The 26,747-nt window shown below is 71.2% G+C and carries 24 protein-coding genes and 3 pseudogenes; 14 read left to right on the forward strand and 13 right to left on the reverse strand.

Features of this window, described 5'->3' with window-relative positions:
• Positions 1-122 precede the first annotated feature (122 nt).
• The 3 genes and pseudogenes from ACZ5CZ_RS18925 to ACZ5CZ_RS18935 all read right to left on the reverse strand — a co-directional run bounded on the left by ACZ5CZ_RS18925 (position 123) and on the right by ACZ5CZ_RS18935 (position 1,517).
• A complete protein-coding gene (locus ACZ5CZ_RS18925; RefSeq protein WP_385846482.1) occupies positions 123-275 on the reverse strand; it encodes a hypothetical protein in 153 nt (50 codons plus the stop codon).
• Positions 276-309: 34 nt separating this feature from the next.
• Positions 310-692 (reverse strand): annotated as a pseudogene (locus tag ACZ5CZ_RS18930) (IS5/IS1182 family transposase); the annotation flags it as partial.
• A gap of 339 nt (positions 693-1,031) precedes the next feature.
• On the reverse strand, positions 1,032-1,517 hold the full coding sequence (locus ACZ5CZ_RS18935; protein WP_468944093.1) for a pyridoxamine 5'-phosphate oxidase family protein: 486 nt from the start codon (positions 1,515-1,517) through the stop codon (positions 1,032-1,034).
• A 1,193-nt stretch (positions 1,518-2,710) separates the two neighbouring features.
• Between ACZ5CZ_RS18935 and ACZ5CZ_RS18940 the strand changes: the two genes are divergently transcribed.
• Positions 2,711-3,805: a barstar family protein gene (locus ACZ5CZ_RS18940; protein ID WP_468944216.1), complete on the forward strand. Its 1,095-nt coding sequence runs from the start codon at positions 2,711-2,713 to the stop codon at positions 3,803-3,805.
• Positions 3,806-3,875: 70 nt separating this feature from the next.
• On the opposite strand, the gene ACZ5CZ_RS18945 is transcribed toward ACZ5CZ_RS18940, so the two are convergent.
• The 3 genes from ACZ5CZ_RS18945 to ACZ5CZ_RS18955 form a co-directional block, all read right to left on the reverse strand.
• Positions 3,876-6,122: a pentapeptide repeat-containing protein gene (locus tag ACZ5CZ_RS18945; RefSeq protein WP_468944096.1), complete on the reverse strand. Its 2,247-nt coding sequence runs from the start codon at positions 6,120-6,122 to the stop codon at positions 3,876-3,878.
• Positions 6,123-6,315: 193 nt separating this feature from the next.
• A complete protein-coding gene (locus ACZ5CZ_RS18950) occupies positions 6,316-6,723 on the reverse strand; it encodes a HEAT repeat domain-containing protein (protein ID WP_468944099.1) in 408 nt (135 codons plus the stop codon).
• Between the two features lie 228 nt (positions 6,724-6,951).
• Entirely contained in the window at positions 6,952-7,854 is a 903-nt protein-coding gene (locus ACZ5CZ_RS18955) for a LysR family transcriptional regulator (RefSeq protein ID WP_468944101.1), read from the reverse strand.
• 188 nt (positions 7,855-8,042) lie between these two features.
• Between ACZ5CZ_RS18955 and ACZ5CZ_RS18960 the strand changes: the two genes are divergently transcribed.
• Positions 8,043-8,336: a DUF1330 domain-containing protein gene (locus ACZ5CZ_RS18960; protein ID WP_468944103.1), complete on the forward strand. Its 294-nt coding sequence runs from the start codon at positions 8,043-8,045 to the stop codon at positions 8,334-8,336.
• A 110-nt stretch (positions 8,337-8,446) separates the two neighbouring features.
• Positions 8,447-8,685: pseudogene (locus ACZ5CZ_RS18965) on the forward strand (helix-turn-helix domain-containing protein); the annotation flags it as partial.
• Positions 8,686-8,817: 132 nt separating this feature from the next.
• On the opposite strand, the gene cpt reads toward ACZ5CZ_RS18965, so the two are convergent.
• Positions 8,818-9,348, reverse strand: a complete 531-nt coding sequence (gene cpt, locus ACZ5CZ_RS18970) for a chloramphenicol phosphotransferase CPT (protein ID WP_468944105.1) — start codon at positions 9,346-9,348, stop codon at positions 8,818-8,820.
• A gap of 319 nt (positions 9,349-9,667) precedes the next feature.
• On the opposite strand from cpt, the gene ACZ5CZ_RS18975 reads away from it, so the two are divergent.
• From ACZ5CZ_RS18975 to ACZ5CZ_RS19000, 6 genes are all read left to right on the forward strand, one after another.
• On the forward strand, positions 9,668-10,342 hold the full coding sequence (locus tag ACZ5CZ_RS18975; RefSeq protein ID WP_468944108.1) for a formylglycine-generating enzyme family protein: 675 nt from the start codon (positions 9,668-9,670) through the stop codon (positions 10,340-10,342).
• Positions 10,343-10,434: 92 nt separating this feature from the next.
• Positions 10,435-11,235, forward strand: coding sequence for a phosphotransferase (locus tag ACZ5CZ_RS18980; RefSeq protein WP_468944111.1), 801 nt, complete (start codon positions 10,435-10,437; stop codon positions 11,233-11,235).
• Between the two features lie 233 nt (positions 11,236-11,468).
• Complete coding sequence (locus ACZ5CZ_RS18985; RefSeq protein ID WP_468944114.1) at positions 11,469-11,996, forward strand: DUF4396 domain-containing protein; 528 nt, start codon at positions 11,469-11,471, stop codon at positions 11,994-11,996.
• 148 nt (positions 11,997-12,144) lie between these two features.
• Complete coding sequence (locus tag ACZ5CZ_RS18990) at positions 12,145-12,297, forward strand: FDLD family class I lanthipeptide (protein ID WP_385847291.1); 153 nt, start codon at positions 12,145-12,147, stop codon at positions 12,295-12,297.
• Between the two features lie 272 nt (positions 12,298-12,569).
• Positions 12,570-15,848 (forward strand): lantibiotic dehydratase, encoded by a 3,279-nt coding sequence (locus ACZ5CZ_RS18995; protein ID WP_468944117.1) that lies wholly within the window; start codon positions 12,570-12,572, stop codon positions 15,846-15,848.
• Positions 15,845-17,203: a lanthionine synthetase C family protein gene (locus ACZ5CZ_RS19000; protein ID WP_468944119.1), complete on the forward strand. Its 1,359-nt coding sequence runs from the start codon at positions 15,845-15,847 to the stop codon at positions 17,201-17,203. The genes ACZ5CZ_RS18995 and ACZ5CZ_RS19000 overlap by 4 nt, the downstream gene beginning before the upstream one ends.
• A 333-nt stretch (positions 17,204-17,536) precedes the next feature.
• Here ACZ5CZ_RS19000 and ACZ5CZ_RS19005 read toward each other — a convergent pair whose 3' ends face one another.
• Complete coding sequence (locus ACZ5CZ_RS19005; RefSeq protein ID WP_468944121.1) at positions 17,537-18,025, reverse strand: MarR family winged helix-turn-helix transcriptional regulator; 489 nt, start codon at positions 18,023-18,025, stop codon at positions 17,537-17,539.
• An 88-nt stretch (positions 18,026-18,113) separates the two neighbouring features.
• On the opposite strand from ACZ5CZ_RS19005, the gene ACZ5CZ_RS19010 reads away from it, so the two are divergent.
• Entirely contained in the window at positions 18,114-18,701 is a 588-nt protein-coding gene (locus tag ACZ5CZ_RS19010; protein ID WP_385847285.1) for an NADPH-dependent FMN reductase, read from the forward strand.
• Positions 18,702-18,723: 22 nt separating this feature from the next.
• A pseudogene (locus ACZ5CZ_RS19015) lies at positions 18,724-19,224 on the forward strand (transposase).
• A 34-nt stretch (positions 19,225-19,258) separates the two neighbouring features.
• Here the strand turns inward: ACZ5CZ_RS19015 and ACZ5CZ_RS19020 are convergent.
• Together ACZ5CZ_RS19020 and ACZ5CZ_RS19025 are read right to left on the reverse strand one after the other, a co-directional pair.
• Positions 19,259-19,648: a hypothetical protein gene (locus ACZ5CZ_RS19020; RefSeq protein ID WP_385847284.1), complete on the reverse strand. Its 390-nt coding sequence runs from the start codon at positions 19,646-19,648 to the stop codon at positions 19,259-19,261.
• A gap of 313 nt (positions 19,649-19,961) precedes the next feature.
• Entirely contained in the window at positions 19,962-20,552 is a 591-nt protein-coding gene (locus ACZ5CZ_RS19025; RefSeq protein WP_468944123.1) for a TetR/AcrR family transcriptional regulator, read from the reverse strand.
• A gap of 132 nt (positions 20,553-20,684) precedes the next feature.
• Between ACZ5CZ_RS19025 and ACZ5CZ_RS19030 the strand changes: the two genes are divergently transcribed.
• Both ACZ5CZ_RS19030 and ACZ5CZ_RS19035 read left to right on the forward strand, forming a co-directional pair.
• The gene (locus ACZ5CZ_RS19030; RefSeq protein ID WP_385847281.1) at positions 20,685-21,530 is read left to right on the forward strand and encodes an SDR family oxidoreductase; all 846 of its coding nucleotides are present in this window, start codon (positions 20,685-20,687) and stop codon (positions 21,528-21,530) included.
• A gap of 204 nt (positions 21,531-21,734) precedes the next feature.
• Positions 21,735-22,718 (forward strand): aldo/keto reductase, encoded by a 984-nt coding sequence (locus ACZ5CZ_RS19035; protein WP_385847280.1) that lies wholly within the window; start codon positions 21,735-21,737, stop codon positions 22,716-22,718.
• A gap of 712 nt (positions 22,719-23,430) precedes the next feature.
• On the opposite strand, the gene ACZ5CZ_RS19040 is transcribed toward ACZ5CZ_RS19035, so the two are convergent.
• Together ACZ5CZ_RS19040 and ACZ5CZ_RS19045 are read right to left on the reverse strand one after the other, a co-directional pair.
• Positions 23,431-24,417 (reverse strand): helix-turn-helix domain-containing protein, encoded by a 987-nt coding sequence (locus ACZ5CZ_RS19040; protein WP_468944128.1) that lies wholly within the window; start codon positions 24,415-24,417, stop codon positions 23,431-23,433.
• A gap of 181 nt (positions 24,418-24,598) precedes the next feature.
• Complete coding sequence (locus ACZ5CZ_RS19045; RefSeq protein WP_385847279.1) at positions 24,599-25,231, reverse strand: TetR/AcrR family transcriptional regulator; 633 nt, start codon at positions 25,229-25,231, stop codon at positions 24,599-24,601.
• A gap of 108 nt (positions 25,232-25,339) precedes the next feature.
• Between ACZ5CZ_RS19045 and ACZ5CZ_RS19050 the strand changes: the two genes are divergently transcribed.
• Positions 25,340-25,993, forward strand: coding sequence for a CatB-related O-acetyltransferase (locus ACZ5CZ_RS19050; RefSeq protein WP_385847278.1), 654 nt, complete (start codon positions 25,340-25,342; stop codon positions 25,991-25,993).
• 213 nt (positions 25,994-26,206) lie between these two features.
• Here the strand turns inward: ACZ5CZ_RS19050 and ACZ5CZ_RS19055 are convergent, their stop codons facing one another.
• On the reverse strand, positions 26,207-26,719 hold the full coding sequence (locus ACZ5CZ_RS19055; RefSeq protein ID WP_468944132.1) for a GNAT family N-acetyltransferase: 513 nt from the start codon (positions 26,717-26,719) through the stop codon (positions 26,207-26,209).
• Positions 26,720-26,747: the final 28 nt, after the last annotated feature.

Raw genomic sequence — 26,747 nt, forward strand, 5'->3', positions numbered from 1 at the left:
TGGTGCGGCGTCGGCGCGTACGCGTCAAGGCTTTGAACAGAGCGCGCTCAACGGGGCCTCGTAGGGCACAGGTTGCGTTCAGGAGATGAAGGGGCGCGAGGCGTCTGCCTCGCGATCCGCCGTCAGGACAGAGCCGCACGAGGGGCGTGGACCCGTGCGGAAGGTGCGTCGAAGGCCGCGGCATCGAGGGTTCCGGCCGCCAGCGCATCGCTCAGCGCGGTCACCGCCTCCTCGCCCTGGGCGGTGTCGCGGGCCGAGTACAGGAGCAGGTCCATGCCGACCGCGGCGGACAGGACGGCACGTCTGAGCGCCGCACACGGGGTCCAGTCGTTTCCGCAGGTGGTGGCCCCAAGCGGGCGAGGGACACGGATTCGGTGCAGGAGCGGGATCAACTGCGGTCCATCACCCCACTGCCCAGGTGTGACCAGGACAGCCAGCGGACGACACCCGCCCTCACTGGCCAGACGGATCTTCGTTGTGAGCCCGCCGCACGAGCGACCGGTCGCCTCATCGGGGACATGTCATGCCAGGCGGCGGCGTTGTGCCGGAATCCGAGCCGGCCGGTGACGGGCTCCGGCGGCCTGCTGGTGCACGCGGCACACCCTGGAATCCACGCTCAACGCACTCCGGGGCGACACACTGTCCCCACGGCCTGTCGTCGGGGCGGCTGCCGACCGAGCCGCCCAGCGCCTCCACCCGGCCGAGCGTCTGCCGACATCGTCGACGCCGATGCTGAGCAGGATCCCCGTCCCGCCGGACGATCTACGCCCAGAACGGGGTGTGGGACACAGGTCTCGGGTCTCGGCGGTCGGCGGCTTCCAGGCGACCGGTCGGCATCCGGCGGTACGGCGAGCCCGGGCCGACCTCAGTGTCGTAGCCGACGGTCACGAGGTGCCGGCGGCCAAGAGTTCCCGGGCCCCCATCCGACGCGAATTCCCCGGATGACCGGTGAGCCCGGGGCCGTCCGGGTGGGGGAGTGGATGCGGTTGAGGCGTTGAGCCGGGCCTCCGCACGATGACCGGGCGTCGCGGTCAGCCCAGCTTCTTGGCGAGTTCCGCGAGGAACTGCGGCACCCGGCCGGCGCCGAAGTCGTAGTACCGCGCCCACTGCGGCTCGACCGCGATGCGAGCCATCTTGTCGTACATGGCCCGGCAGTTCCGCTCGAACTCGGCCGCGTACTCGACGTCGAAGTTCTTCCGTGCGGCGGCGAGGTACTCCGGAACCACCCCGTCGACGATGGTCAGGTGCACGATGCCCCGCACCGACAGTGTCCTGGCCGAGCCGGGGCTGTCGCTGGCGTCGATGGTCAGGGCCACCTCCGGGCGGGCGGTCAGCGCTTTCACCTTGGGCGCCGTGGCCGCGGTGGACATGACGATTTCGTCACCGGTCCAGAAGATCCCGATCGGAATGACACGGGGCCGCCCGTCGAGTCCGTTGTATGCCAGCCGCGCCATCGAGGCCTGGTTCAACAACTCGTGGGCGTCGGCAAGTTCCCGTGCGATCTGCTTGGGGTCCATGATCGTCGTCCTCTGCTGTCGTGCGGCCGCTCGTGGCCGCCATGTTCCTGGGACGGAGGCGCCACCCCGTTCTCGACATCTGCGGCCGAATCTCCGTCGACGCGTTCACGGTCATCGTGCCGCACGCCAGGGCTCCTCAACTCGAAGCGGACGTCGGCGGGTCGGCCGTGGCGCTCTCTTCCCGCGTCCGCAGGGCGCATCATGCCTGGCCGGTGGGTCAGACCCTGCTGCGGGGCGCGGACGGCAACCAGGCCTCGGCTGGATCTGCGGAGCCGTTGGATGGCTCGTCGACCTCATGCGCGGGCCGCGGCCGTAGGTGAGTCGGCGAGATGCTTCCGCGCTGCGGCCGCGGTGCCGGGGCGCAATGCTGCGCCCCGGTCGAATCCGACCACGCCTGGCTCAAGGGCGACCTGCGCTGTGCGAGCTCGCCGGCGGCGTCGTGTTGCTCGGCGGCCGGTCTGCGGATCGGTGCTGGACGAATGCCGGGCAGCCACTCGCCTCTGCCCGGCCCGGGTGGAGGAAGAAGTCAAGGCCGGCCGGCACCAGCGGGCTCTACCTCGATGGCGCCCCACCCTCCCGGGCGGCGCGCCGTCCCAGCCCAGCGTTGAACCGGGGCCGGCGCTGTGAAGCCGGGCACGGTGTGGTCGTCGCGGCGGTATTCGAGCCCCCGCCGGAGCGGGACCCGCCCGTCGTCGCACCACTCGGCGGTGCGGCCGCGGCGCTGCTGTCGGGCGACGAGCCGCGCGTCGAGCGCGTCGCGCAGGGCCGGTCCACCCCAGCGGTCCTCGACCTGTCCTCTCCACCCCCGTGATCAGGGAATCGCGACAGCCGCCAGGATCGATCGGGGCCCTCGTCCGCTTGTCGCGTGCGTGCCGGTCGGTCTCCGGCCTCGTGGGGGAGACCGTCGTCCAGGGCGATGCGGATGGTCTCGCCTTGTCCCGCGTGGCGTCGGTGAGTTCGGTCGCGATGCGGTTGTAGGTGGTCATGGCCGGGGACCAGTCCACTTCCAGCGGGGCGGCGGTGGAGCGGGTGTTGCACAGCTCGATCAGCAAGGCGATGAGGGAGCGCCCGGACAGCACGGTCCGGACGCGGCCTTCCTTGATGTCCTCGACAGACGGCGGGGTGCGGAAGTGGCTGTGGTCGACGGCCAGGGCGGCGAGCCATATGGGTTCGCCGTGGGAACAGCCTCCGGCATGATTCCCTCCGTGCACGAGGACAAGGACCATCGCGGGCGAATGCGGTACACGCTGGCTGACACGGAGCACGGTCATGCCTGGGGCGTCTGCGCAGAGGTGGAAGGGCTGTTCGGAGAACCCCCACGCGGGATCTACGAGCTGTTCGGCTGGGTTCCACGCGCGCACGTGCACGGTTGGGTCGGCAACCGAGTGTGGCTGGTGCCGGACGACGAGGCCCTCGATCCGTGGCTGCTCGAAGACGCGGAGAGCTCGGGGCAGCTCCGGGGGACAGGCAGTCTTGTGCTCACCGGCCTGGACGACTGTGAAGGCCCGCCCGAGGGGCACAGGGGCGGAGTTCGCGTACACGATGGCCGGCGTTGGCTGGGCTCCTGCCGGGAATTCGCCCGTGTCGTGCCGCGTCAGCAGGGCGCACACCCGCTCGTCCTGCGGGGGCTCGCCCCTGGGGATCAGCTGAGGGCGGCACTGACGAAGGGCACTCGACGGGCGCTGGACCTGGAGCAGGCCGCCCTGGAGATACAGGACGACCAGGGCGAGCTGGTCACCGAACGCCTGCTCTGGGCCAGAGTCAGCGCCTGGCGCCCATCCTCCTACGGGAAGGATCTGATCGACCTGGAGCTTGATGGAGAGCTCGTCACGCCCGTTCCCGAGCACGCCCGGCCCATCTGGGAGCGGTGGCTCGCCGGGCCGCCGGACACGGTCGCTGCCTGGGCGGCCCTGGACACCCGGCGCCGCTGGGCCTGGCACGATCTCGTACGAGAACGGTCCCGCCCGCGCGGTCACCGTGACCGGCCGGCCGGTCATGCCTACGAACTCGATGGTCGGTATGTCACCGACGAACCGGGCCTCTACCTGGCGCTCGGCGAGGCGGTGAACGGGCCGGGCGGCTACTTCGGCGGCTGCCTCGCCGCCCTCGACGACTGTCTGCGTGGCACCTTCGGCTACGCCGCCCCGGCAACTCTGCTCTGGCGGTACGCGTCGATCGCACGCGAGTACGTGTCCCAGGCCCTGTCACCGGATGGCCGGCCCTACGACCTGTTCGGCGTGGTCCTCGATCTCCTGGCCGAGGGTGGCATGTGCGTCACCCTGGCGTGAGCCATGGTCCCCCTGCCGCCCGGCCACCGCACCTGCCCCGGACACCGTCTCGAGCCTCCGCCGACCCTCGCTACCGCTTGACTCGTCCGCGAACGGCAAGCACCGCAAGGCCCAACAGCGCGGGCTCCGTCAGGCGAGAAGCCATCTCGGTGTAGGTGCCGGTCGTCGTGAGGTTCTGGCCGGAGGACCGGAAGACGACCGAGTTCACCACGATCCTCAGCGACTTCTCCCAGCGCTCGGACGTCAGTCGGGATCGCAGCGGACCGGAAGGGTTCACGGGAGTGGCGTCGTCCGTGGTGAGTGAGATGTGCTGTCCGGTCAGGTGCCCGGTTGTCACGGCCTGCGGGTCATCCTTGGGGATGCCCCACAGGACCATGATCAGGACGGTCGCGGCCATGGCTCCCAGGAGCCAGACAAGAGCCCGGGAAGCGCGCAAACCATAGCCGGACAGGGCCCAGTACAGAGTGAGCAGCGCTCGCTCGGAGGGAGGCCGGTCGCCGTCGTGCCGGCGCATCTCCATCTCACCGTAGTAGAAGTCTGCTGCGTCCGGTTCGTTCTTGGCGTCCTCGAAGGACTTGCGCAGCTGGCGGTATACGGGGGCGAGAGCGGCAGGCGGCTGGGGGGACGTCCCACACCGCGCGGGTGTCCAGCCGGTCGAGCCGGTGGCGGCGCGCCAGTGGTGTTCTTCGGCGAGCGTACGACGCTGTGTCCAGCGGGTCGGGAGGGCGCCGTGCCGGTGCAGGCCGGTGGGCGCCGCCGCGAAGGTGCAGCGGCCTTCGAGGCGGAGCTGGTCCAGGTGGAAGGTGCCAGTGAGCCGGCAGCCGGACAAGTCCACGTCGGTCAGCGCCACGTGCGCCGCGTCCACCCCGCTCAACGAAGTGATCCGGGCAACCGGGTCCAGGCCGGCCAGACCGGACTCGTCGACGGCTCGCCGGTCGTCACCGAAGGCAGACGGGCAGGTGCTCACGCTCAGCGGGTACTCGATGACGGCGTTCGTGAGATCCACTGCCGCGTAGCGCAGACGGAGCGTGGCCGTGGAGTCCCAGCGGGTCCTTATGCATGTGAAGAAGGCGGCTGCCGCCTCGATGGTCACCGGGCTGCCGAAGCGGGCGCCAGAAAGATCCAGCTCTTCCTCGCAGGCCATGGGGCCCAGTTGGGACACGGTCTCGAAGGCCACGCCGCTGAAGACGGCGCCGGTGGAGAACGTCGCCCCGCCGAAGGCGGCACTGCCGGAGAAGGCCGCCCCGCGGAAGACCGCCTCCCCGGAGAACACCGCCTCGCTGAAGTCGGCGTTGTCGGAGAACACCGCCCGGATGAAGCGGGCGCCACCGGAGAACGCCGTCTTCTGGAAGGCGGCCTCACCGGAGAACGTCGTAGCGTCGAAGCGGGCGCTTCCGGCGAAGGTCGCCGAGCCGAACCGGGCGCCGCCGGCGAACTCGACCGCACCGAACCAGGCGTCGCGGGCGAATGCCACATCATGAAAGTCGGCGCTACGGGAGAACTGCGCCGCGCCGAATCGGGCGTCACCGACGAACCGGGCTCCGCCGAAACCGGCATCACCGGAGAACACGGCCCCGCGCATACTCGTACCGCCGGAGAACACCGCCCCCTCGAAGAGAGTCCTGCCGGAGAACGCCACCCTGCTGAATCCCGCGTTTCCGGAGAACACCGCACCGCGGAAGTCGGCTTCGGCGAATGTGGCACGGTCGAAATGGGCGTCATGAAGGAACGCTGCCGTACCGAACCAGGCGTCACCGCAGAAGGCTGCTCCGACGAACGCGGCGTCGGCAAACCTGGCGTTGTCGAAGCGGGCGTCAAGGGCGAACTCCGCCCCACCGAAGTCCGCCGCAAGGGAGAACGCCGTCCTGCTGAACCCGGCGCTCCCCGTGAACGTCGCCCTCCTGAATTCGGCGATCCCGGCGAACGTCGCCCCGCGGAAGACAGCATCGCCGCAGAACACCGCTCCGTCGAAGCAGACGTCTACGAAGTCCACTCCGCCGAAGTCGGCTGCTTCGGAGAACGTAGCGGCTTCGAAACGGGCGTGGCGGACCAGTAGGTGCCCGCTGTCAGGGTCCCGGAGCGCGTTGAGCAGCCGACGCAGCAGATCACCGGTGAAGGTGGTGCCGGAGTGATTGATCTCGGTGTCGGGGGCCAGGCCGGCCAGGTACGTTGCGCGGGAGGCTTCCGGCAGGTGGGCCAGGCAGGCGTCGTAGGGGCCGACGATGAGGCCACGACAACCCACGGGATCGCCCGGGCTCACCTCGACGGCGCAGTGCGGCCAGGGCGGCGGATCCAGGCTCGGCGAGGTTGTGGTCACCAGGAGAAGACATCAAGCCGAGCTGGGTGATTGCAAGGACCGTGGCTGTACTTCTGTCTCCGGAGAACAGTGCCGCGTTCTGGAGGCCCGGAGCGAAGCCCTGCCGGAGGAGCACTTTCTCCCCCGAGTCCTGACTTCCATGGCGGAGGAGGCGGTCAGGGGCCGCCGCCGTACTGCTGGTCACCGCTCGCGATCAACACCTTGTGCCTTCTGTCCACACCGAGATGGCTGCGACACCCCGACGGACAGCTTCTTCCGGGTCTTGGGCGAGCTTCCCGCAGGCCGCTGCGACGTCCGGCACATCCTCCGGTCCCACGAGCGCATCCTGTACCCCGGTCTGGAGCCAGTCAGTGTGGTTGTCGTCAGCGTCGGCAACGGCGAGAGCGATGAGTCTTACCGCGGCCGCCGTCCCCACCCGTGCGAGGGCCTCTGCCGTGCGTCGGGTCACTGCCGTGTCCTCGACGTCCAGCAGCAGCTCCACCAGAGCTTTCGCAGCCTCAGGAACATCAACGTAGGAAGCAAGGTCACGCCCGGCACGGACACGTTGCGTCCATGCCGGAGACGACGCCTTGGCCATGGCCGTTTCCAATTCGCTCATCATCGCTGGCACGACAAGATATCGGACGGAGGCAGCACGCACCGTCCCCCTGCTTCTCCGGTCTCATGGACATTGGCGCACCGATGCTTCAAGCCGACGACAATTACTCGTGGTTGAGTGGCGGCGGGAGCTGTGTGCGTGCGCCGCCGTCGTCATCACCGTGAAGTCCGCCGGACGCAGGGTCGTCGGCCTCGCCACCGCGGCCGTCCGTCTCGCTTGACCTCTTGCGCGTCAGTCCGGCAGCCAGTGCAGCTCGTGCGCCAGGGTTTTGGCGACGGCACGGACACGGCGGTGCAGCGGCGACTGCTCGCGGGGGAGGACCAGGTGGATCGTCAGGCTGGGCGCACCCCGCAGCGGACGCCAGGTGAGACCGGCCGGTTGTGCCGTGGCTGCGGCTTCTCCGGCCGGGGCGAGGGTGACCCCGTCGCGCAGGTCGCGCTGGGACATGTCGAAAGAGACGGCGGGCGTGTGGAATCGGGGGTGTGGTCGGGTGTCTCGGAACAGTGCGGACAGCTGATCGTGGATCACGGGGTTGGCGGCACGGTCCGGGAGGCGCAGCGGATACGCGGCCGCGTCGGCGATCTCGATCTCCTGGTGTTCGGCCAGCGGATGGTGCTGCGCCATCTGCACCCCGATGCGTGCACGCCGCAGCAAGAACCGGCGCACGTCACGGCCCGGCTGTTCACCGCGGGTGATCCCGGCATCGATGCGGCCGTCGGCGACCGCGGGGGAGATCTCCGGTGTCGCCATCGGGACCGCGCCGACCTCCAGTCCACTGTTGCCGCGCACCAGCCTGTCCACCAGGGCCGGTGTCGTCTCGGCCCCGGTGCTGAGGCTGTATCCGATGCGCAGCGTGCCCAGTTCACCGGCCGCCGCGCTCCGGGCGGTGTCCCATGCCCGGTCCAGCGCCGCCAGTGCGGGCGGCGCGGACTCCGCCAAAGCCGCACCGGCCGTGGTCAATACGACGCTGCGCGTGTTGCGGACCAGCAGGGCCGTACCGAGTTCCGCCTCCAAGCGGCGTATCCGGGCGCTGAGTGCGGGCTGTGCGATACCGATCCGTGCGGCCGCGCGGGTGAAGTTCAACTCCTGCGCCAGCACCAGGAAGTACCGCAGGCTCACCGTATCCGGCGCCACGCGCCCTCCCTGCCGATTAATAACGATCCGTTCTGAGTCTATCCCGTACCGGTCTTTCCCTCGAGCGCATATCAAGCCCTAGCCTGCGCATATGGCGACTCCACTGAGCGCGGTACCCGTCGCCGGGATCGATGGATCCGAGTGTCAATTCGAAGTCGGACGTGAACGGCCGAACACAGGAGGTTTCCATGGCTAAGGGTTACTGGGTCAGTGTCTACCCCACCATTTCCGACCCGGAGAGTCTGACTGCCTACGACAAGCTGGCTCGTCTGGCTGTCCAGGCTGGGGGTGGGCGTCTACTGTCCCGTGGCGGTCGGGTCGTCGCCCGCGAGGCCGGGATCACGCAACGCGCCGTTCTGATCGAGTTCGACAGCCTTGAACAGGCCGTCGCGGCATACGACAGCGAGGCGTACCAGACGGCGCTGGCGGCCCTCCCCGACGGCGTCGAGCGCGACTTCCGCATCGTCGAAGGCGTCGACTGACCGGCGGGCCCAGCCGTCGCTGAGCACCGCCACCTGATGCGCACACGGTGCTGAACGACGACTCGCGACGCCTCTTGCTGGGCTTGATCGTACCGAGCGCTGGAGGTGTGGTGGCCGAGCCTGTGCGGGTGCGCCGACTGGCCGACCAGCAAGGGCCGATCGTGCGTCGGGGCCGTACCAGCTCGGTGCGCTACCGGCTGGCGATGATGCTGCTGGCGTCCGCCGGCGGAAACCGTGTGCCGGTGATCGCCCAGCTGTGCAGGCCGACGAGGACACGGTGCGGGAGGTGATCCACCGGTTCAACGAGATCGGCCCGGCTTGTCCGGACCCTCGGTGGGCGGGACCCCGACGTGCTCGCCACCCAGCGCAAGGAACGCGCCCGCATCCGCAGCGAGAAGGGCATCCGCTGGTGCGGACGCCCCCTCACCCCCGCCGCCCGACTCGCCCCGGGCCTCACAGCGGCGGACAGCCTGGCTGTCGATCACTTGACATGCCCGGCGATGGTCCGTGCGCACTCCATCGCCTCTGCGTGTGTGGTGTCCACCTCCAGGTCATAGGCCACGCCCTGGTGGACCACTTCCGCCTGGGAAGCAGCCATCCCGATGGTCCGATCGCCTCGTGCGACTTCACGGCCTGCGGCCACCGCCGCGTCACACCTGACGCCGACCCACAGCACCTGTAGTTCACCCAAGGCTTTCTGCCATCGCTGCTGTGAGGACGCCCCGCCGAGGAAGACCTCGTCGACGATGACCCGGGCGCCTGCACGGGCCATCGCGGCGACCCCTGCGATCCATGCCGCTTCCAGCGTTCGGAACTCAGGACCGACGATCACCTCTCCGTCCGGAGCGAACTCGATCCCGCCGTCCGACGCCTGCATGGACGCCGGCATCGCCTCAACCAGCGTGTCTGTCCCGAGGGCCAGCCACGGATCCGGCAGGACTGCCTGAAGACACCGAACGATTCCGGATTTCCCCGAGCTGGAACCACCGTTGACAACGATCACCTGAGTCATCACCACGCCACCGTAGAGGCACCCCGGCAACGCTCGAAACGGATTTCCGTGAACCCTGCACTGCCTGCCACACCCCGGCGAACGTTCCCGGTCAGAGCACGAGCGCTCGTCGGTACGACTCACCACGTGCTGGCCCGCAGCCCCGGACAGGCCGCGGACACCGAGGCGACAACGCGGCGGCTGCTGGCCGTACTCCTCCGCATCCGAGCCGCGATCGCCGCCCTCGATCCTGTTGCCGGTTCCGGCCTTAGCGTCGCCGGGGGGGGGGGGGCAGGTGCCGGTAGGGTGGCCTGTTGTGGACGCGGGGGCAGGAAACGAGATGGTTGCGGTCCCGTCGGGACGGGTGACGCTGTCGGACCGGCGGACGCAGAGCAGTTGGCCGGTCGAGGTCGCGCCGTTTCACATGTCGGCGTTCCCGGTCACGCAGTCCTGGTACGCGCGCGTCACGGGCCGGCGGCCGAGTACCGCCCAGGGTGAGCGGCTGCCGGTTGAGGGCGTTTCATGGTGGGACGCGGTCGAGTTCTGTAACGCCTTGTCCCGGCATGAGGGGCTGACGCCCGCCTATCACCTGCGCGTTGACGCCGAGACGGCCGAGTGGGACACCTCCGCGGACGGGTACCGCTTGCCGACCGAGGCCGAATGGGAGCACGCCTGCCGTGCGGGCACTACGGGCCCGCGATACGGCCGGCTCGACGATGTCGCCTGGTACCAAGGGAATTCCGCTGGGCGGATCCACTCCGTCGGCGGCAAGCAGCCCAACGCATGGGGCCTGTACGACATGCTGGGCAATGTGTGGGACTGGTGCTGGGACGTCTACGACGCCGAGGTGTACGGGGCCTACCGGGTGCTCCGTGGCGGTGGATGGGCCGACGAGCACTGGAGCTGCCGGGCGTCGGTGCGGCGGCGCAGCCACCCGACCTTCCGGATCGACGACGTGGGATTTCGCATCGTGCGTTCCGCACCACTGCCTCCGCCTGTTTCCGACAGGGGCTGAGGGGACCACTTGGGCAGTGAGAAGGGGGACCGCGTCGCACCGGGTTCTCGGATCGGCCCGCAGGGGGTCGATCCGGCGATACCGTGATCGTCATGAGGGCTGAGGGTGATGCGCTGGTCGGCGGGATGGCGAACGCGGGGGCGGTCTTCCGCCAGGGTGCGCTCGTTGAGCGCCCGGCGCCACGCAACGCGCGCGCCCTTCATGCCTATCTCCTCGCGCTGAAGGACCACGGCTTCGACGCGGCGCCGGCCCCTGTCGGTCTCACTGCGGATGGCCGCGAGCAGCTTTCCTTCATCCCAGGCGATGTGGCTCTGCCGCCGTTCCCGGACTGGGCGATGACGAAGGCCGCTCTCGCATCGGTGGGGAGCCTGCTGCGGCGCTTGCATGAGACCAGCGCGGCCGTGGCGGTCGACACCCGAGCCGAGTGGTCCTCGGACCTGGCTGACCCGGAGGGGGGAACGATGCTGTGCCACAACGACGTGTGCCCGGAGAACGTCGTCTTCCGTGACGGTCGTGCCGTTGCCCTGATCGACTTCGACTTGGCGGCCCCGGGCCGACCCCTTTGGGACATCGCCATGGCCGCACGCTACTGGGTGCCCATGCTCGATCCCGGGTCGGCAGCTGCTTACTACCCCTCTGGGCTGGATGCGCCCGCACGGCTGCGGATCCTTGCCGACAGCTATGGCCTCTCGGCGGGGGACCGCGCGGAGTTGCCCGGCGTCATCGAGCAGGCCACCGAGGTTTGCCGAGCCTTTGTCACTCGCCGGGTGGCGGACGGTGACCCCGTCTATCTTCAGGCGCTGGCCGAGCGTGGTGGATGGGAACGGTGGGACCGCATGCAGACGTGGCTGGTGGACCACCGCAACACGTTCACGGCTGCCCTGCTGAACTGACCGGGCTGGACGCCCGAGGAGGCAGAAGCCGCCGCCCTGTCCCGACACGGCACATGACCACTCCCGCCGGACTGTAGCTGGGAAGGACGAGACGAGATCTGGCCGCAGCCCACCTTGGGTGTGCCGGTCTCGTCGAAGCGTTCCGCGATGCGAGGAATACCCCCGGGGGGTATGCGGTTGAGGGTGTGGGGGCCGGGAACGGACCTCATTCGACAGGATTGGGGATGAAGGTCATGGACCACAGCACGCACCACGCCGGTGCCGCTCACGACCACGTAGCCCACCACGCCCACGCCGTGCACGAGGACCATCACGGCGGGCCCCAAGGCACCTCGTGGGGGACGGCGGCGAAGGCGACCCTGCACTGCCTGACCGGGTGCGCCATCGGCGAGATCCTCGGCATGGCCATCGGCACCGCCTTGACGTGGGGCAACGTGCAGACGATGGTCCTGGCGACCCTGCTGGCGTTCGTCTTCGGCTACTCGTTCACGCTGTTCGCCGTACGACGCGCCCGCCTGGATCTCAAGACCGCGATCAAGGTCGCGCTGGCCGCGGACACCGTCTCGATCGGGGTGATGGAGCTGGTCGACAACGGCATCATCGCGCTGGTCCCCGGGGCGATGGACGCTCACCTGGACGAGACGCTGTTCTGGACCTCGCTGCTGGGCGGCTTGGCCATCGCCTTCCTGCTCACCACTCCCGTCAACAAGTGGCTGATCGGCCGCGGCAAGGGCCACGCCGTCGTCCACACCTATCACTGACACCGACCACGCCGGCGAATGCGGCCGGGGCACTCCCTGGGACGGGGGAGTGCCCCGGCCGCGTTTGGGTCAAGCGACGCTCAGGGGGCCGAAGCTAGCGTCCCGCCGCACGGCTCACCGTTCCGACAACGACTCCGAGGAGATCGACATGAGCGCTGCCACCCTTCCGGTTCTCGCCGACACCGAGGTCGATGACCTCTTCGACCTGGACGTCCGCATCGAGCTGGACGACACCCACGCAGCCGAGGCCGCGTTCACCTCCATCACCTGCGCCTCCTGCTACCCCACCTGGTGCTGTTGAGCAGCCTCACCTGCTGGTCCACCTTCCCCACACAGTGCGGCTGCTGAGGGGGAAGGTCGCAGGCCGGCTCCGTCCACGGCGTATGCCAGACGGGGCCGGCCGCTGAGGGCCCGCGGGCCGCGGCCCCAAGACTGCCGACCCCCGAACCCCGACCCCGCGCGTCCGGCCGCGATCCGTGCATCCAGCCGCGACCGCGCCCGACCAGCCGACCACGCCCGCGATCGCCACCGAAGGCCCGCCACCGAGGGACCGCCACCGAGGGACTGCCACTGATGCCGTTGCCGCCCGCCCCCCAGCCGCTCTTCCGCACCGCCCCGGTCGCCCTGCTGCGGGCCCCGAGCCGCAGCCGCGAGGACCGCGCCGCCTGGGCCACCGCCTCTGCCACCGACCGCGCGGCCTGCGAGCGACTGCTGAGCAGCGCGGCCGGCGACGGCGTCTTCATGGACGCCCTCCGGGTCGCCAGCCCCAGCCTGGCGAGCCTCGTGGCCGCGAGCATCGACCCCACCGCTCTCGCCGGTCGTACCGATGCCCAACTGCGTCGTGCGGTGGTCTCCGTGCTGCGCTACGAGATCCGGCTGCGCTCGCGTTGCACCCCGTTCGGGCGCTTCGCCGGCGTCGCACCGGTCCGCTTCGCCACCGCGGACGACGGCCCGGCGGCGAAGGTGTCCTGGTGGGGCCCGGCCCGCAGTCGTACCCGGGTCGACCTCGACTGGCTGCTGCGCGTGGTCCAGCAGCTTGAGCAGGACCGTGACCTGCTCCCGCACCTGAGCCTGCACACCCATGCCGGGACCATCCCGCGCGGCGGCCGGCTGGTGACGGCCGCGCCCTCCAACCCCGGTGCCACCGCGGGCGAGAGCACCCGCAGCGAGGTCTCCGTCCGGCTCACGCCGGTGGTCGCCGCCGCGCTGGAACTGGCCGCCGTCGGCACAACCGGCCAGCAGGCCGCCGCGGAGCTTCAGCGCCGCTACCCCACCGCACCACCCGGTGCGGCCGCCGCCCTGCTGGCCACACTGGTCCGCCAGGAGTTCCTGATCACCGGGCTGCGGCCGGTACTGGACGGCGGTGACCCGCTCAGCCGTGTGATCGACGTACTGACCGCCGCCGAGCGGTCCGCCGGCCGTCCGCTGCCGCTGCTGGCCGCCCTGCGCGCGATAGCCGCCGACCGCGATCGCTACGACGCCGCCACCACCTGGGGCGAGCGCGGCGCGGTGCTGGCCGCGCTGGAGGAGAGGATGCGTCAGCTGGCCGCCGCCGACCGGCTGATCCACGTCGATCTGGCGCTGGCCGCCGAGGTGCGGCTGCCGCACGCGGTCGCCGACGAGGCGGCCCGCGGGCTCGGCGTGCTGTGGCGGCTGTCCGCGCCCGGCCCGGGGCCGCTGCGCGGCTATCACCGCGACTTCCTGGAGCGCTACGGACCCGACCGCGTCGTCCCGGTGCCGGAGGTGCTGGACGACACGGTCGGCCCCGGCGCCCCGGCCGGCTACACCTGGCCGGCCTCGTCCCGCAGCGAGGATCCCGCGCCGCGGCCGCCGCGTGAGCGGGAGCTGCTGCTGGGCCGACTGGCCGCCGAGGCGCTACGCGACGGCGCCCGGGAGGTGGTGCTGGACGACGACCTGGTGGCGCGCCTGGCTCCCGGGGAGCCGGACCGCGACCTGTTGCCGCGCTCCTGCGAGCTGTTCTGCACCCTGGTCGCCGCCGACGAACAGGCACTGGCCGAAGGCGACTTCCTGCTGGTCAGCGGTGGCGGACCGGGTGCGCTGGAGGCCGGCGCCACGTACGGCCGGTTCGCCGGACTGGCCGGCTCGGTCAACGAGGAGCTGGCCGCCTTCGCCTTCCCCGAGCAGCCGGACGCGATCCACCTCGCTGTCGCCTACCAGCCGCGCCTCACCCGGGCGCTCAACGTCGCCAACAGCCCGCGCACCGCAACGCACGAGGTGACCATCGGGCTGCCGCCGGACCCCGCCGCGACCGCCGTACCGCTGGACGAGATCGGCGTGGCCGCCACCCTCGAACACCTGTATCTCGTGCACCTGCCGACCGGGCGCCGGCTGCTGCCGCACGCCCACCACGCGATGGACCTGCGCGGCCAGGCGCCGAACGCCGCCCGATTCCTGATCGAGGTCGGTCGTCACGCTCACCGCCCCTATGTGCCCTGGGACTGGGGACCGGCCGGCAGCGCGCCGTTCTGGCCCCGAGTGCGGTACGGCCGGATGGTGCTCGCACCCGCCACCTGGCGCCTGGACGAGCTGAGCGAGCACACCGGGCTCGATCCGGCCGGCTGGGCCGAGGCCGTACGGCACTGGCGTGAGCGCTGGCGGGCACCGCAGCAGCTGGTGCTGACCCGCGCCGACCTCAGGCTGCCGGTCGACCTGTCCGAGTCCTGGCACCGCGAGCTGCTGCGCGACGCGCTCTCCAAGGACCCCCATCTGCTCGCCGTCGAGCTGCCCGGCGGGGAAAAACGGTCCGATGGCTGGCTGCGGGACGCCGAGGAGCGGGCACACCACTGCGAACTGGCGCTGGCCTTCGTCCGGGAACCGATGGCCGCGCCGCTCGCCCCCGCCGTACCCCCCGTCCGGCTGCCGACGGCCGCACCCCGTCTCCCAGCGGTGCACCCGGCCCAGCCGCGCCCGACCCAGCACCGCACGGCCGAGCCGCGGCTGGCCGAGCCCGGCGGCGAGTGGCTGTACGCCAAGCTCTACCTCGCCGGCCGGCAGACGGACTCCTTCCTGACTGCCCATCTCGCCCCGTTCCTCGGCGAACTCCCGGAAGCAACCCGCGAGTTGGTCGACCGATGGTTCTTCATCCGGTACCGGGACCCGGACGACCACCTCCGGCTGCGCTTCCACGGACCCGCCGACGGCCTGTGGCCCGCACTGCTGCCGCCGCTGCACACTGCGGTCCGGCAGTGGACGTCCCAGGGTCTCGTCGGGCGGTTCGTGCTGGACGGCTACGACCCCGAGTGGGAGCGCTACGGCGGTCCCGAGGCCCAGGCGGCCGTCGAACGCTTCTTCGCCGCGGACAGCCGTACCGCGCTCACTATGCTGCGGATCGCCCGGCACGGCGCAGGCGGTGATGTGCCGTGGGACAAGGAGACGCTGGCCGCGCTGTCGCTCGCCGCCATCGCGCAGGCCTTCGGGCCGCCCCCCGCGGTGGACACACCGACCCGCTACCAGGAGCCGGGCGCAGCCTGGCTGGCAGGCAGCGCCGCCGGCGAGCAGCCGCCCCCCGGCTTCCGGGCCCACCGGACGCAGTGGCTGCGGCTGATCGACCCGGCCGCCGGCTGGCCCGCTCTGGCCGGGCATCCGCTGGGCGACCAACTGGCGCAGGCCCTGGCCGACCAGGCCGTACATCTGCGCGCCTATCGCCGGCAACTGGACGCGCTCGCCGCCCGCGGCGCCGGCTGGTCGCCACTGCCCGGGGTGCTGGCGAGCCTGCTCCACATGGCCTGCAACCGGCTGCTCGGACCCGACCGGGAAGCCGAGCTGCGCGTCCACGCCCTCGCCCGCGCCTGCGTGACCGGCAACGCCGACCGAAGGAGGCACCAGCGGTGACCACAGCAGCAGTGCCCGGCAGCACCGAGCGGATCGCGGCCGTCGTCGACCGGGTGGCCGCCGCCCTCACCGACGAGCCGCGCCCGACCGGCCCCGCCGTCGCACTCGAGGGCGGTTCCGGCGTCGCCCTGCTCCTTGCCGAACTGGCGCGCCGCGATCCGGGCCGGTTGCCCGCCGTACACGGCCGGCTGGCGGCGGCGGCCCGGGCCCTGGCCAAGACGGCCTCGTTCGGTGTGCATCACGGCCCGGCCGCGGTACTGACGGCCGTTCAGGCGGCGGCCCGGGCCGGTGGACACTATCCGGGCCTGCGCCACACCCTGACCGCACACGTCGCGGCCGAGCAGATCGCCCGCCTCGCCGCCCAGCCCGCTGGACCAGGAGTGTCCTGGTCCGGTTACGACGCCATCACCGGCGCCGCCGGCGTCGGCCGGGTGCTGCTCAGTGCGGTCACCGACGGCGACGCCGAGGAGCGCGCCACGGCCGAGCCCGCACTGCGCGCCACCCTCGCCCACCTCGTCGCGGTCAGCCGGCCGGTGCGGGTGGACGGCCGTGAGGTGCCCGGCTGGTGGGTGCCCGGCCACCGCCAGGCGACCGAGGCGGACCGGGCCCGCTTTCCACGGGGTGACCTGAGCCTCGGGACGGCCCACGGCATCGCAGGCCCGCTGGCGTTGCTCGCCCGCAGTACCGAGCTGGGAGTGGCGGTCGACGGACAGCCGGCCGCCCTGCGCCGGATCGGCGGCTGGCTGGCCGAGCGGGCCGACCGCGACGCCTACGGGCCGTACTGGGAGCGCCGGCTCCCGCTGGACGACGAACTGGCCCGGGCCCGCGGCGAGCGCCTCCCGCCCTCCTCGCCCCGCACCGGCGCCGCGGGGGCCGCCTGGTGCTACGGCACGGTGGGCATCGCAGGTGCCCTGCTGCGCGCCGCCCGGGTGACGGGCGAGGAGACCTGGAGCCGGCTCGCGCTGGCGAGCACCCACGCGGTACTGGCCCGCCCGGACAGCCTGGACGGTTTGAGGGGCCCCACCGTCTGCCACGGCGAGGCGGGCTTCCTCCAGAGTCTGTGGAGACTCGGGCAGCAGACCGCCGACCGGACGCTGCTCGACCACTGCGACCGGCTGGCCGGCCGGCTCGCCGCAGCCTGGGACGAGCAGACCGACTACGGCTACCGGCACCTGACCGGCCCCCGCGGCGCCACCGGCCCGCAGTACGGCCGACCGCCGGCCGAGGACAACCCGGGCATCCTGGAGGGCGCGGCGGGCGTGGCCGCCGCACTGCTCTCGGTACTGCCCGGCCCGGGCGGGCCGGACAGCGAACGGCACGAACCCGTCTGGGACCGTGTGCTGCTCCTCTCCTGAGCCTGGGCCGCACCACGCGGCCTTCGCCGTACGTCCGGTCCCCCCAAGGAACCGCGCACCGACCGCTCTCGACCCGGGGTCGGCCGTCCGGCCGTCCGCACCGCCCGCCAGGTCGAAGCCCACGTCAACACCCAGACCGGTCCGGATCTGGTCGCGCGCTTGTGAGATGGGGAACGCGTCACGAAAGTCATGGCCCAGAGAGACAGACGCGCAAGGCAAGCCTGCCTGCTGCCGACACTGGGCGTCCCAGCCACGCCGCACTGCTCGCCGGCACAGATCTGACGGTGCGGCGTTCCCCGTTGCTCGTGCGGAGCTGGCGGCGCGGGGCGCGGTCTAGGACGCGCCGCCGCCGGCAGCCTCGCTGCGGTGCGGCTCGAGGCGATCGACTGCTTGCTCGCTCCATGCCCGGATGACTGATGCCTGCTCGGGGGTCAGGGAGTCGAGGAAGTGGCGGCGGATGTTGCCGCCGTGCACGAGGATGGCACTCTGGGCGGCGCGGCGCCCCTCGGCGGTCAGCCCGATCCCCGCGCGGCGACCATCGGCCCCGTACTGGGTGCGCTTGACGAAGCCGCGTTTTTCCATGCGCGTCAGCTGATGTGAGACGCGGCTCTTGTCCCAGTCGAGCGATGCGGAGAGCTCGCCGACACGCATCTCGCGGCCGGCGGCCTGCCACAGTGTCACCAGCACGCTGAACTCGGCCTTCGAGATGTCGCAGTCACGCTGCAGACCGCGCTCCAGCTCCCTGGTGAGCAGGCGCTGCGCGCGCATCCAGGTATTCCAGAACTCCCATTCCTCGGGTTCCAGCGACCGCATCTCCGTCATGTCGCCGAGGATACCGCGACCAGCAGAGTTGTCACTTCAACTCACTCCGACCTAGAGTTGACGTGACAACTCTCTGGGAAGGAAGACTATGCCGCTTCGCATCGCAGTCATCCTCGGAAGCACCCGCCCCGGACGCCGCGGCGACCAGATCGCCGCCTGGGCACTGGAGGCCGCCCGTGCCCATGGTGGTGCCGACTACGAACTCATCGACCTCGCTGACCACGACCTCGGCAACCTCGACGAGCCTGGCAACCCGAACTTCCAGCAGTATCAGCACGACCACACCCGCGCCTGGGGCGCACTGATCGACAGCTTCGACGGCTATGTCTTCCTCGTCCCCGAGTACAACCACTCCTTCCCCGGAGCCCTGAAGAACGCCCTGGACTACGTCTACCGGGAGTGGAACGACAAGGCCGCCGGGATCATCAGCTACGGCGGCTGGGTCGCCGGGGCCCGGGCCGCCGAAGCGCTGCGGCTCGTCCTCGCCGAACTCCAGGTGGCCACGGTCCGCGCCCAGCCCACCATCTCGACACACCCCTCGTTCCATACCGGCACCTTCGTCCCTCAGGAGGGCCTCGACACCGCCGTGGACACCATGCTCGACCAAGTGATCGCCTGGTCCGGCGCCCTGCGCGGGGTGCGCCAGGCCAAGACGCAGACGCCCACGGCTGCATGAGGCCCAGTTCGTGACCGATCACGTGACACGACGCGGCGAGCTGACGGACGCGGCGTGGGAGGCGCTGAGCCCCTGCTGCCGGCTGCCGATGGACCCGGCCGTCCGTGGCGCGACCACCGGACGGTGATCAACGGCGCGTTATGTGACCTGCCGGAACGCTACGGGCCGTGGCAGACGGTTCATGAGCGGTTCGCCCGTTGGGAGCAAAACGGGACCTGGGCCCACTACCAAAGTCCATCTCGCCTGGGACGGCCGGGGCCTGCCCCTGGCTGTCGTCCTCACCCCCGGAAACGTCAGTGACTGCACCGTGTTCAAAGCGGTGCTGGAATCTGCGCGGGTGCCTCGGACCGGCGCCGGGCGGCCGCGGCCAAGACCCGACACGGTCATCGCGGACAAGGCGTACTCATCGCGGGAGGTCCGACAGGACGCGTTGCGGCGTCGGGGTATCGACCGAGTGGGCCCAGTACGAGGCCGATCCGGCGTCTTGCGAGGCGCCGCACCGGATGTCGCGAGAGTTCGGTAGACCCCCGCCGTGTGCTGTACAGCCGCCGGGCGGCTCAGGGGGTGATGCAGACGACGAAGGCGATGATCGGCCGCGCCACAGTGTCTGTGTTCTTCACACCGACCGTCCAGCCGTTGGGACCGCCATAGGAGGCGAGCATGAACGGTTCGCCGCCGCTCTGGCTGGCGTTGCCCTCGGAGCCGCCCCCGCCGGTGCTCACCATTCCCGCGGGGCAGGACGCACTCGCCGTCCCGTACTTGCCAGGCTGGACGATCACGTCGTCACCCCAGTAGCGCCCGACGGTCGCCTGCTTCGCGCGGCCGGAGACGTGCGAGCCGGACGTGCCGGGCTTGTCGGCGTCACCGCCTTGCGCCGTCGCGAGCGTGGCTCCGCCCACAACAAGGGCGGCGGCGGTGGCCAGGACGGAGAACCCCAAACGCTTCATGTCGACTCCAGTGCTCAGGTGGGGTGGCACCGGACCTCTTCCCCGCCCCTCGACGGAGTCCCGTAGCGTCACCGGCCCAGCTCAGGCAGAACCGATTCTCCGGCGGGCGAACGAGTGAGGTGGTTCCGGGGCGGCTGGAACACCGGGGCGACGTGGGGCCGGGGTCGTACGTCCGTCGCCCCGGAAGCCGTTCGCGCGGGCTGCCCAGGGGCGGGCGCTCCTGCCAGAGCCGTGACTGGGGGCGCTGAACCTTCCCGGTCACGGCACTCGATGCTGCGCAATGGTGCGGCTGGTGAATACGGCCGGAGTCGGGTCACGAGCTGGACGTCGGTCCGTCCGCTCCGTACCGGAGGCCGTCGAGGAGCAGGTCGAGGAGGCGGCCGGCCCGTTCGCGTTGGTCGGGAGCGCTGGTGATCAGCGCGACACCCGCCAGGCTGAAGCCGACATCGATGGGGTCGACGTCCGGGCGCAGGAGACCGGCGTCGGCGCCGGCGCGCAGCAGGGTGCCGATCGCGTTGGCGAGCTTGTCAAGGGTCTCGGCGAAGGGGTCCGCGCCCGATGCGACCGCGGCCCGAAGCGCGTCCGCCATGCCCTGCTTGGCAGCCACATAGTCGATGAAGTCGTCCATCCACAGGCGGATGGCCCGGTCGGGCGGGTTGTCGGCGAGCAGCTTCGCGGCGCTGTCGCAGACCCTGGCCAGCTCGTTGCGGTAGGCCGCCTCGACGAGCGCCTCGCGTGTGGGGAAGTGGCGGTAGAGCGTGGCCGAGCCGACGCCGGCGGCCTTGGCGATGGTGTCGATCGCGACGTCCGGGCCCTTCTCGGAGAAGGCACGCGCGGCCGCTTCGAGGATGCGCTCCCGGTTGCGGCGGGCATCGGCGCGCAACACGCTCGGCTTGCTGGTCAAGGCTGCTCCCTTCATCGGGGACCAGTCTAGCTGGACAACCGGGGAGTTCCCCGGTTACCGTCCCCAGATAACCGGGGAACTCCCCGGTTACGGGTGTGGACCCGTTCTCCTCCCCAGGCAAGGAAGACCCGCATGACCTCCCCGAAGACGGTTCTGATCACCGGTACGTCCTCCGGCATCGGGCTGGCCGCCGCCATCGGCACCGCCCGGGCCGGCTGGACGACCATCGCCACCATGCGTGACACCGGCAAGGCCGAGGCCCTGCTCCAGGCCGCCGCCGAGGCGGGTGTCGCGGACCGGATCCAGGTCAAGCGCCTGGACGTGACCGACGCCGCCGGCGTCTCCGCCTGCCTGGACGAGGTCGTCGCCGAGCACGGCCGCCTGGACGCACTGGTCAACAACGCCGGCGCCGCCCAGGTCGGCACCATCGAGCAGAGCAGCGTCGACGACGTCCGCGCGGCCATGGAGGTCAACTTCTTCGGCGTGGTGGCGGTGACGCGGGCCGCCCTGCCGCACCTGCGCGCGTCGAAGGGCCGGGTGATCACCGTCACCAGCGTCGGCGGCGTCGTCGGCCAGCCCTTCAACGAGGCCTACTGCGCGGCCAAGTTCGCCGTCGAGGGCTTCATGCAGTCTCTCGCGCCGGTCGCCGCCACCGTCGGCGTCGATGTCACCGTGGTGGAGCCGGGTGCGGTGGCCAGCGAGTTCGTCGCCAATCTCGGCCTGGACGTCCCGGCGCTGCTCTCCGCCGCCGGTCCCTACGGCCCGGCGCTCGAGGCCTACATCACCCGCACCCAGAAGTCGTTCGCCGACGCCCAGACCCCCACCGAGGCAGCCGCCCCGATCGTCGACGCCCTGACCGTCGCCCACCCGCCCTTCCGCATCCAGACCTCGCAGTGGGCCCGCGACTTCGTCGCCACCACCCTCGCCGACCTCGACGGCTCCGCCGTCCAGGCCCTCACCGGCTCCTGGGTGCGCTGACCGCCTCGCCCCGCGGCCCGCACCGGGTGCACCGCCGACGCCGGGCGCGGCGACCGCACCAGCACCCTGACTGCCCGGCCCCACCGCCACCGCACCCGGCGTCGGGCCGTACCCGGTCCCGGGCAGAGGGCCACGCAGCGGACCGGACACACAGCCAACCAGCCACACCCCGCGGGACGACCCGCACCAGCAAGGAAGATCACCATGGAACTCCGCACCCTTGGCAGCCAGGGCCTGACCGTCTCCGCCGAAGGACTCGGCTGCATGGGCATGAGCGCCTTCTACGGCAGCACCGACGAGGCCGAATCCCTCGCCACCATCGACCGCGCCCTGGAACTGGGCGTGACCCTGCTCGACACCGCCGAGAGCTACGGCCCCTTCATCAACGAGCAGCTCCTCGGCAAGGCCCTCGCCGGCCGCCGCGAGCAGGCCGTCGTCGCCACCAAGACCGGCATCGAGTTCACCGACGACGGCACGCTCGTCGGCCACAACGGGCGCCCGGAGTACATCCGTCGTTCCCTGGACCGCTCCCTGCGCCACCTGGACACCGACCACGTCGACCTCTACTACCTGCACCGGGTCGACCCACAGGTGCCGATCGAGGAGACCGTCGGCGCCATGGGCGAGCTGGTGGCCGCCGGCAAGGTCCGCTACCTCGGCCTGTCCGAAGTCGCCCCGCAGACCATCCGCCGCGCCCACTCCGTCCACCCGATCACGGCGGTCCAGACCGAGTACTCGCTCTTCGAGCGCGGCATCGAGGACGACGGGGTCATGGCCACCCTGAACGAGCTCGGGATCGGCCTGGTCGCCTACTCGCCGCTCGGACGCGGGTTCCTGTCCGGTGCGATCACCAGCCCGGACGACTTCGCCGCCGATGACTTCCGCCGTACCGACCCGCGCTTCCAGGGCGAGAACTTCGCCCGCAACCTGGCCGTGGTCGACGAGGTCCGCCGCATCGCCGCCGCCAAGCAGGTATCGCCCTCCCAGCTGGCCCTCGCCTGGGTCCTGCACCAGGGCGCGGTCGCCATCCCCGGCACCAAGCGCCGCCGCTACCTGGAGGAGAACATCGCCGCCACCACCGTAACGATCACCGATGAGGACGTGGCCGCCCTCGAAGCCGTCGCCCCGCGCGGCATCGTCTCCGGCGACCGCTACGCCCCCGAGCTCATGCGGAACCTCAACGGCTGACCCCCGGGCGGCCCGGAAAAGGCAACCGCACGGCCGACCACGTCGCCTTCCCGGACACCGCCCGCGGCCGGACCGACCTCGCCCGACCGAGCGCCTGGAAGACCGGATCGGCGCCCACGAGTTGGGCCCCCAACGGTCGGATGTGTTCCGGTGACCGGCGGGACGTCTTCCTGGCCCACCCCCGTGAGGCCGGGACGGGATGTCACATCCCCTTGGTCCCGCCGGTCAGCTTCACCTCTCGTCCGGTTGCGCGGGTCCGGGCGAGAAGACAGTCACATGTGCCACCGTCGGAGGAGTGGAGCCAGCACCACGGCCGGGTGTCGGTCGCTCCGCAGGGTGGCAGAAGGCGGTACGTCAGTACGCCTGGAGTTTGCTTCCGAAGTGCCGGCGAGGGGGCGGCTGTCGACGTGTCGCGCCGAGTGCCGGAGCGGCTGTGGTGACCGTGGTGACGGCACCTAGCCTGAGGTGCTTGTTCATGCTGTTGCCCCCATCGTTCGCATCTGTGGGACGCCGATCGCGTGCCCCGGTGGCCGAGGCCGCTCGTGGCTCCGGGGCCTTGCACCGCCGTATGGTCCGTACCGGCTGAGCGCGCCCGGTCTCCCGGTCTGCTGCGTGATCGAGAATGCCCTGAGATGGCGCGCCGGCCATAGGCATGGAGTGCACATCCTCTTGTCGGTGCGTCCACACTCCAGCGCGCGCCGGCGGCGTGCTTTCAGTCGCCGCCGGACAGGGCCCGGCGTCGGTACTGGCCGGGAGGCAGGCCGTAGGCGGTGCGGAACGCCCGGCTGAAGCCGGAGGCGTCCGGGAGTCCCCACCGCAGGGCGATGGAGTGCACGGGTGTGTGGCGCAGCGCCGGGTCGGCCAGGTCTCGGCGGGCGCCGTCCAGCCGCCGGTCGCGGATCCAGGCGGCCACCGTCTGGCCCGGCAGCTGCTCCTGGAAGACCTTGTGAAGGTAGCTCAGGGAGATGTGGTGCGCGGCGGCGATCACGGAGGGGGACAGTTCCGGGTCGTGCAGGTTCTGCTGGGCGAACGTCAGCACCGACCGCAGCAGCGCTGTACGGCGGCTCTGCGCGGGAAGGGACGACCGGGCGTCCAGCAGGTGCGTGAGCCAGGTGGAGAGAAGATCCAGTACGACCGTCCCCAGGCGCGGGGCATCGGCCGGCCGGAGAGTGTCGGCCTGCCGGTGCAGGCTGAGGAGGAACTCCGTGAGCAGGGCCCCGGCGCCTTCCCTGCCCGGCAGTGCCTGGCCCAGCACGTCGCGCATTCGGTGCGGTGGCAGCGGCAGGAGGGATTTCGGCAGGTCCACCCCGATTCCCTTGGCGTGGCCGTCCGGTCCGGCACCCGTCACCGACAGGTTGAACGGCTGTGAGCTGTCGACCAGGTGCAGGCTGTCCGGACGGATGGTCGCGCTGTGCCCGGCGTGCTCGAGGCCCATCTCCCCCTGGAGCAGCAGGGTGAGGTGGTAGTGCTGGGGATCGGACCTGCGTACCGCCTTTGCGCTGCGCCGGTAGCGCGACGACATGAAGGACACGGGCAGCACGGTCACCGGCCCCATCTCCATGAGGCGGCCCTCTGCCCGGAAGTCGGCGCCGTGGGGGCTGGTGACGTCACTGGGGCGGATACGGTCGAGCGTCCGCCGCCAGTGCTCCAGCCGGTCGGCCGCGGGTACGTCCTGGCTGCGGAATACGGTTCCGATCATCCGTTCCCCCCTCGTGCGGTGCGCGCGAGTTCACCTCGCGGGCGACCAATGTATGCGCCGGGCGCCGCCGTCCCGCAAGGCCTGTCGATCGTCCTGCGGTGCCGGCCGGGTGCCGGGATCGGCCGGAGACGCGGTCGCCGCCGGCGGCATCGCCATCGGTCGCTGGTCCTGGTGGGAGGGGTCAGGGTGCCGGCGCACGGAACAGGCCGGCGCGGGCGGCGAGGAGGGCTGCGGCGGCCGAGCGGTGGGCGGCGTGCTCGTCGAGGGGTTCTCCGGTGATGAAGAGGCGGTGGTAGAGCGGGGCGGTGGCGGCCCGGATCAGTTCTGCCGGGTCGACGTCGTCGGGGAGCTGGCCCCGTGCCATGGCGCGGGTGACGACCTCGGCGGCCTGCTGGTGGCGGGCGGTGAAGAAGGTGTGGAGTGCTTTCGCGCCCTGGTCGGAGCGGAGCGCGGCGCTGATGAGGGCCGTCGGGGTGGCGCCCTGTTCGGGGTCGGTGAAGGTGGCGTACACCTCGTGGGCCAGCGACTGGATGTCCTCGTCGACGTCTCCGGTGTCGGGGATGGGCCAGGGCTGGTCGGCGGAGAGGGCGAGGGCGTCGGCGATCAGGCCGTCGATGCCGCCCCAGCGTCGGTAGACGGTGGCCTTGTGGACGCCGGCGCGGTGGCAGATCGCCTCGACCGTGAGCTGGTCGTATCCATGCTCGGTGAGTTCGGCGAGGGTCGCGGCGACGACGTCGGCACGGACCCGCGCGCTTCGCCCTCCCGGCCTGGTGCCCGTCGTCCTGCTCTGCGGTGTCTCCGGATTCCCAGTCAAAGTCGACTCCAGTCGCGTTAAGGCTTGCCAGGGGTGTGGATCTACTGCCAGGATATTAACGCGACTCCGGTCGCATTAGGTGGTGTGGTGACAGGAAGGACCCCAGCCATGACCGTGTCGATCCCGAACCCCGAGGCGCTGCACCCGTTGCCCGGGCATGACCGGGTGGTCCTGCTCCGCCCGCTGGTCACCGACCCGCGGATCGAGGTCGGCGAGTACACCTACTACGACGACCCCGACGGCGCCACGGACTTCGAGCGCAGGAACGTGCTCTACGGCTACGGGCCCGAGCGGCTGGTGATCGGCAAGTACTGCGCGGTCGCCGCCGGCACCCGCTTTCTGATGGCGGGCGCCGCCCACCCCACCTTGGGTGTCTCCACCTTCCCGTTCACCATGTTCGGCGGCAGCTGGACGGAACGGACCCTCGACCTGGTCACCGGCATGCCCAGCCGGGGCGACACCGTGATCGGCAACGACGTCTGGATCGGCTACCAGGCGCTGATCATGCCAGGCGTGCGGATCGGCGACGGCGCGATCATCGCGGCCGGCGCGGTCGTCACCACCGACGTCGAGCCGTACACCGTGGTCGGCGGCAACCCCGCCCGCCCGATCCGCCGCCGCTACGACGACGCGGACATCGAGCGGCTCCTGCGCGCGGCATGGTGGGACTGGCCGGTGGAACTGGTCACCGAACACCTGCGCACCATCATGGCGGGCACCCCCGCCGAGATCGAGCAGATCGCCGCGGCAGCCGCCGCGTGACGCCTGCAAGGCAGACCAGCGCTGTCCGCCCATGCCAGGCGCGGTAAGGACGAGCGAATCCGGCTTCGGGAGGCACCATCATCGAGCCGTCTTCGATGTTCATGAGAACGGGCAGCCTCACGGTGAGGAGCCCTGCGGAGCCCTGAGCAGCCCTGAGATCAGCGCCCGGTGCGCGCGCCGCGCGGGAGATTGCCCCGCGCGGCACGGGCTGGGTCAGATACCGAACGCGGCGGCGTAGTGGACGGTCCCGCTGGGGAGCGGATGGCCGGCGTCGAGGCTGAGTGCCATCAGGGCGTCGTCGGGGACATCGATGGTCAGGCCGATGCCGTGACTGGAGGCACGGGTGAACCCGAACCGGGGGTAGTAGGCGGGATGGCCGAGGACGACCACGTGGCGCTCTCCCAGGGAGCGTGCTGCGGCCAGGGCGGCGCGGATCGCCGCCGTACCCGCACCCCTCTGCTGCTGCTCCGGTCGGACGGCGCACGGGGCCAGGCACAGGGCCGGCGTGCTGTCGATGTGGCAGCGGGTCAGCAGCGCGTGGCCCACCGGGCGGCCGGTCTCGTCCGCTGCGACGAGGGAGAGGCCCTCGATCCAGGCGGTTGGGTCGGCGCGCAGGCTGTCGACGAGGTCAGCCTCGGCAGTGGTGGGGAAAGCGGCGATGTTGATGTCGCGGATGATGGGGATGTCGGCGCTGGTTTCGGCGCGCGAGAACCACATAGTGCCCATGACGATGAAAGATCCGTTTCGGGAGACG

The sequence above is a fragment of the Streptomyces sp. NPDC031418 genome (assembly GCF_055581605.1).

Excerpts from the sequence above, each read along its gene's own strand:
- ACZ5CZ_RS18925 (WP_385846482.1), bottom strand. The coding sequence starts at position 275 with ATGGACCTGCTCCTGTACTCGGCCCGCGACACCGCCCAGGGCGAGGAG.
- ACZ5CZ_RS18935 (WP_468944093.1), bottom strand. The coding sequence starts at position 1,517 with ATGGACCCCAAGCAGATCGCACGGGAACTTGCCGACGCCCACGAGTTG.
- ACZ5CZ_RS18940 (WP_468944216.1), top strand. The coding sequence starts at position 2,711 with ATGATTCCCTCCGTGCACGAGGACAAGGACCATCGCGGGCGAATGCGG.
- ACZ5CZ_RS18950 (WP_468944099.1), bottom strand. The coding sequence starts at position 6,723 with ATGATGAGCGAATTGGAAACGGCCATGGCCAAGGCGTCGTCTCCGGCA.
- ACZ5CZ_RS18960 (WP_468944103.1), top strand. The coding sequence starts at position 8,043 with ATGGCTAAGGGTTACTGGGTCAGTGTCTACCCCACCATTTCCGACCCG.
- cpt (WP_468944105.1), bottom strand. The coding sequence starts at position 9,348 with ATGACTCAGGTGATCGTTGTCAACGGTGGTTCCAGCTCGGGGAAATCC.
- ACZ5CZ_RS18975 (WP_468944108.1), top strand. The coding sequence starts at position 9,668 with ATGGTTGCGGTCCCGTCGGGACGGGTGACGCTGTCGGACCGGCGGACG.
- ACZ5CZ_RS18980 (WP_468944111.1), top strand. The coding sequence starts at position 10,435 with ATGAGGGCTGAGGGTGATGCGCTGGTCGGCGGGATGGCGAACGCGGGG.
- ACZ5CZ_RS18985 (WP_468944114.1), top strand. The coding sequence starts at position 11,469 with ATGGACCACAGCACGCACCACGCCGGTGCCGCTCACGACCACGTAGCC.
- ACZ5CZ_RS18990 (WP_385847291.1), top strand. The coding sequence starts at position 12,145 with ATGAGCGCTGCCACCCTTCCGGTTCTCGCCGACACCGAGGTCGATGAC.
- ACZ5CZ_RS18995 (WP_468944117.1), top strand. The coding sequence starts at position 12,570 with ATGCCGTTGCCGCCCGCCCCCCAGCCGCTCTTCCGCACCGCCCCGGTC.
- ACZ5CZ_RS19005 (WP_468944121.1), bottom strand. The coding sequence starts at position 18,025 with ATGACGGAGATGCGGTCGCTGGAACCCGAGGAATGGGAGTTCTGGAAT.
- ACZ5CZ_RS19010 (WP_385847285.1), top strand. The coding sequence starts at position 18,114 with ATGCCGCTTCGCATCGCAGTCATCCTCGGAAGCACCCGCCCCGGACGC.
- ACZ5CZ_RS19020 (WP_385847284.1), bottom strand. The coding sequence starts at position 19,648 with ATGAAGCGTTTGGGGTTCTCCGTCCTGGCCACCGCCGCCGCCCTTGTT.
- ACZ5CZ_RS19030 (WP_385847281.1), top strand. The coding sequence starts at position 20,685 with ATGACCTCCCCGAAGACGGTTCTGATCACCGGTACGTCCTCCGGCATC.
- ACZ5CZ_RS19035 (WP_385847280.1), top strand. The coding sequence starts at position 21,735 with ATGGAACTCCGCACCCTTGGCAGCCAGGGCCTGACCGTCTCCGCCGAA.
- ACZ5CZ_RS19040 (WP_468944128.1), bottom strand. The coding sequence starts at position 24,417 with ATGATCGGAACCGTATTCCGCAGCCAGGACGTACCCGCGGCCGACCGG.
- ACZ5CZ_RS19050 (WP_385847278.1), top strand. The coding sequence starts at position 25,340 with ATGACCGTGTCGATCCCGAACCCCGAGGCGCTGCACCCGTTGCCCGGG.
- ACZ5CZ_RS19055 (WP_468944132.1), bottom strand. The coding sequence starts at position 26,719 with ATGGGCACTATGTGGTTCTCGCGCGCCGAAACCAGCGCCGACATCCCC.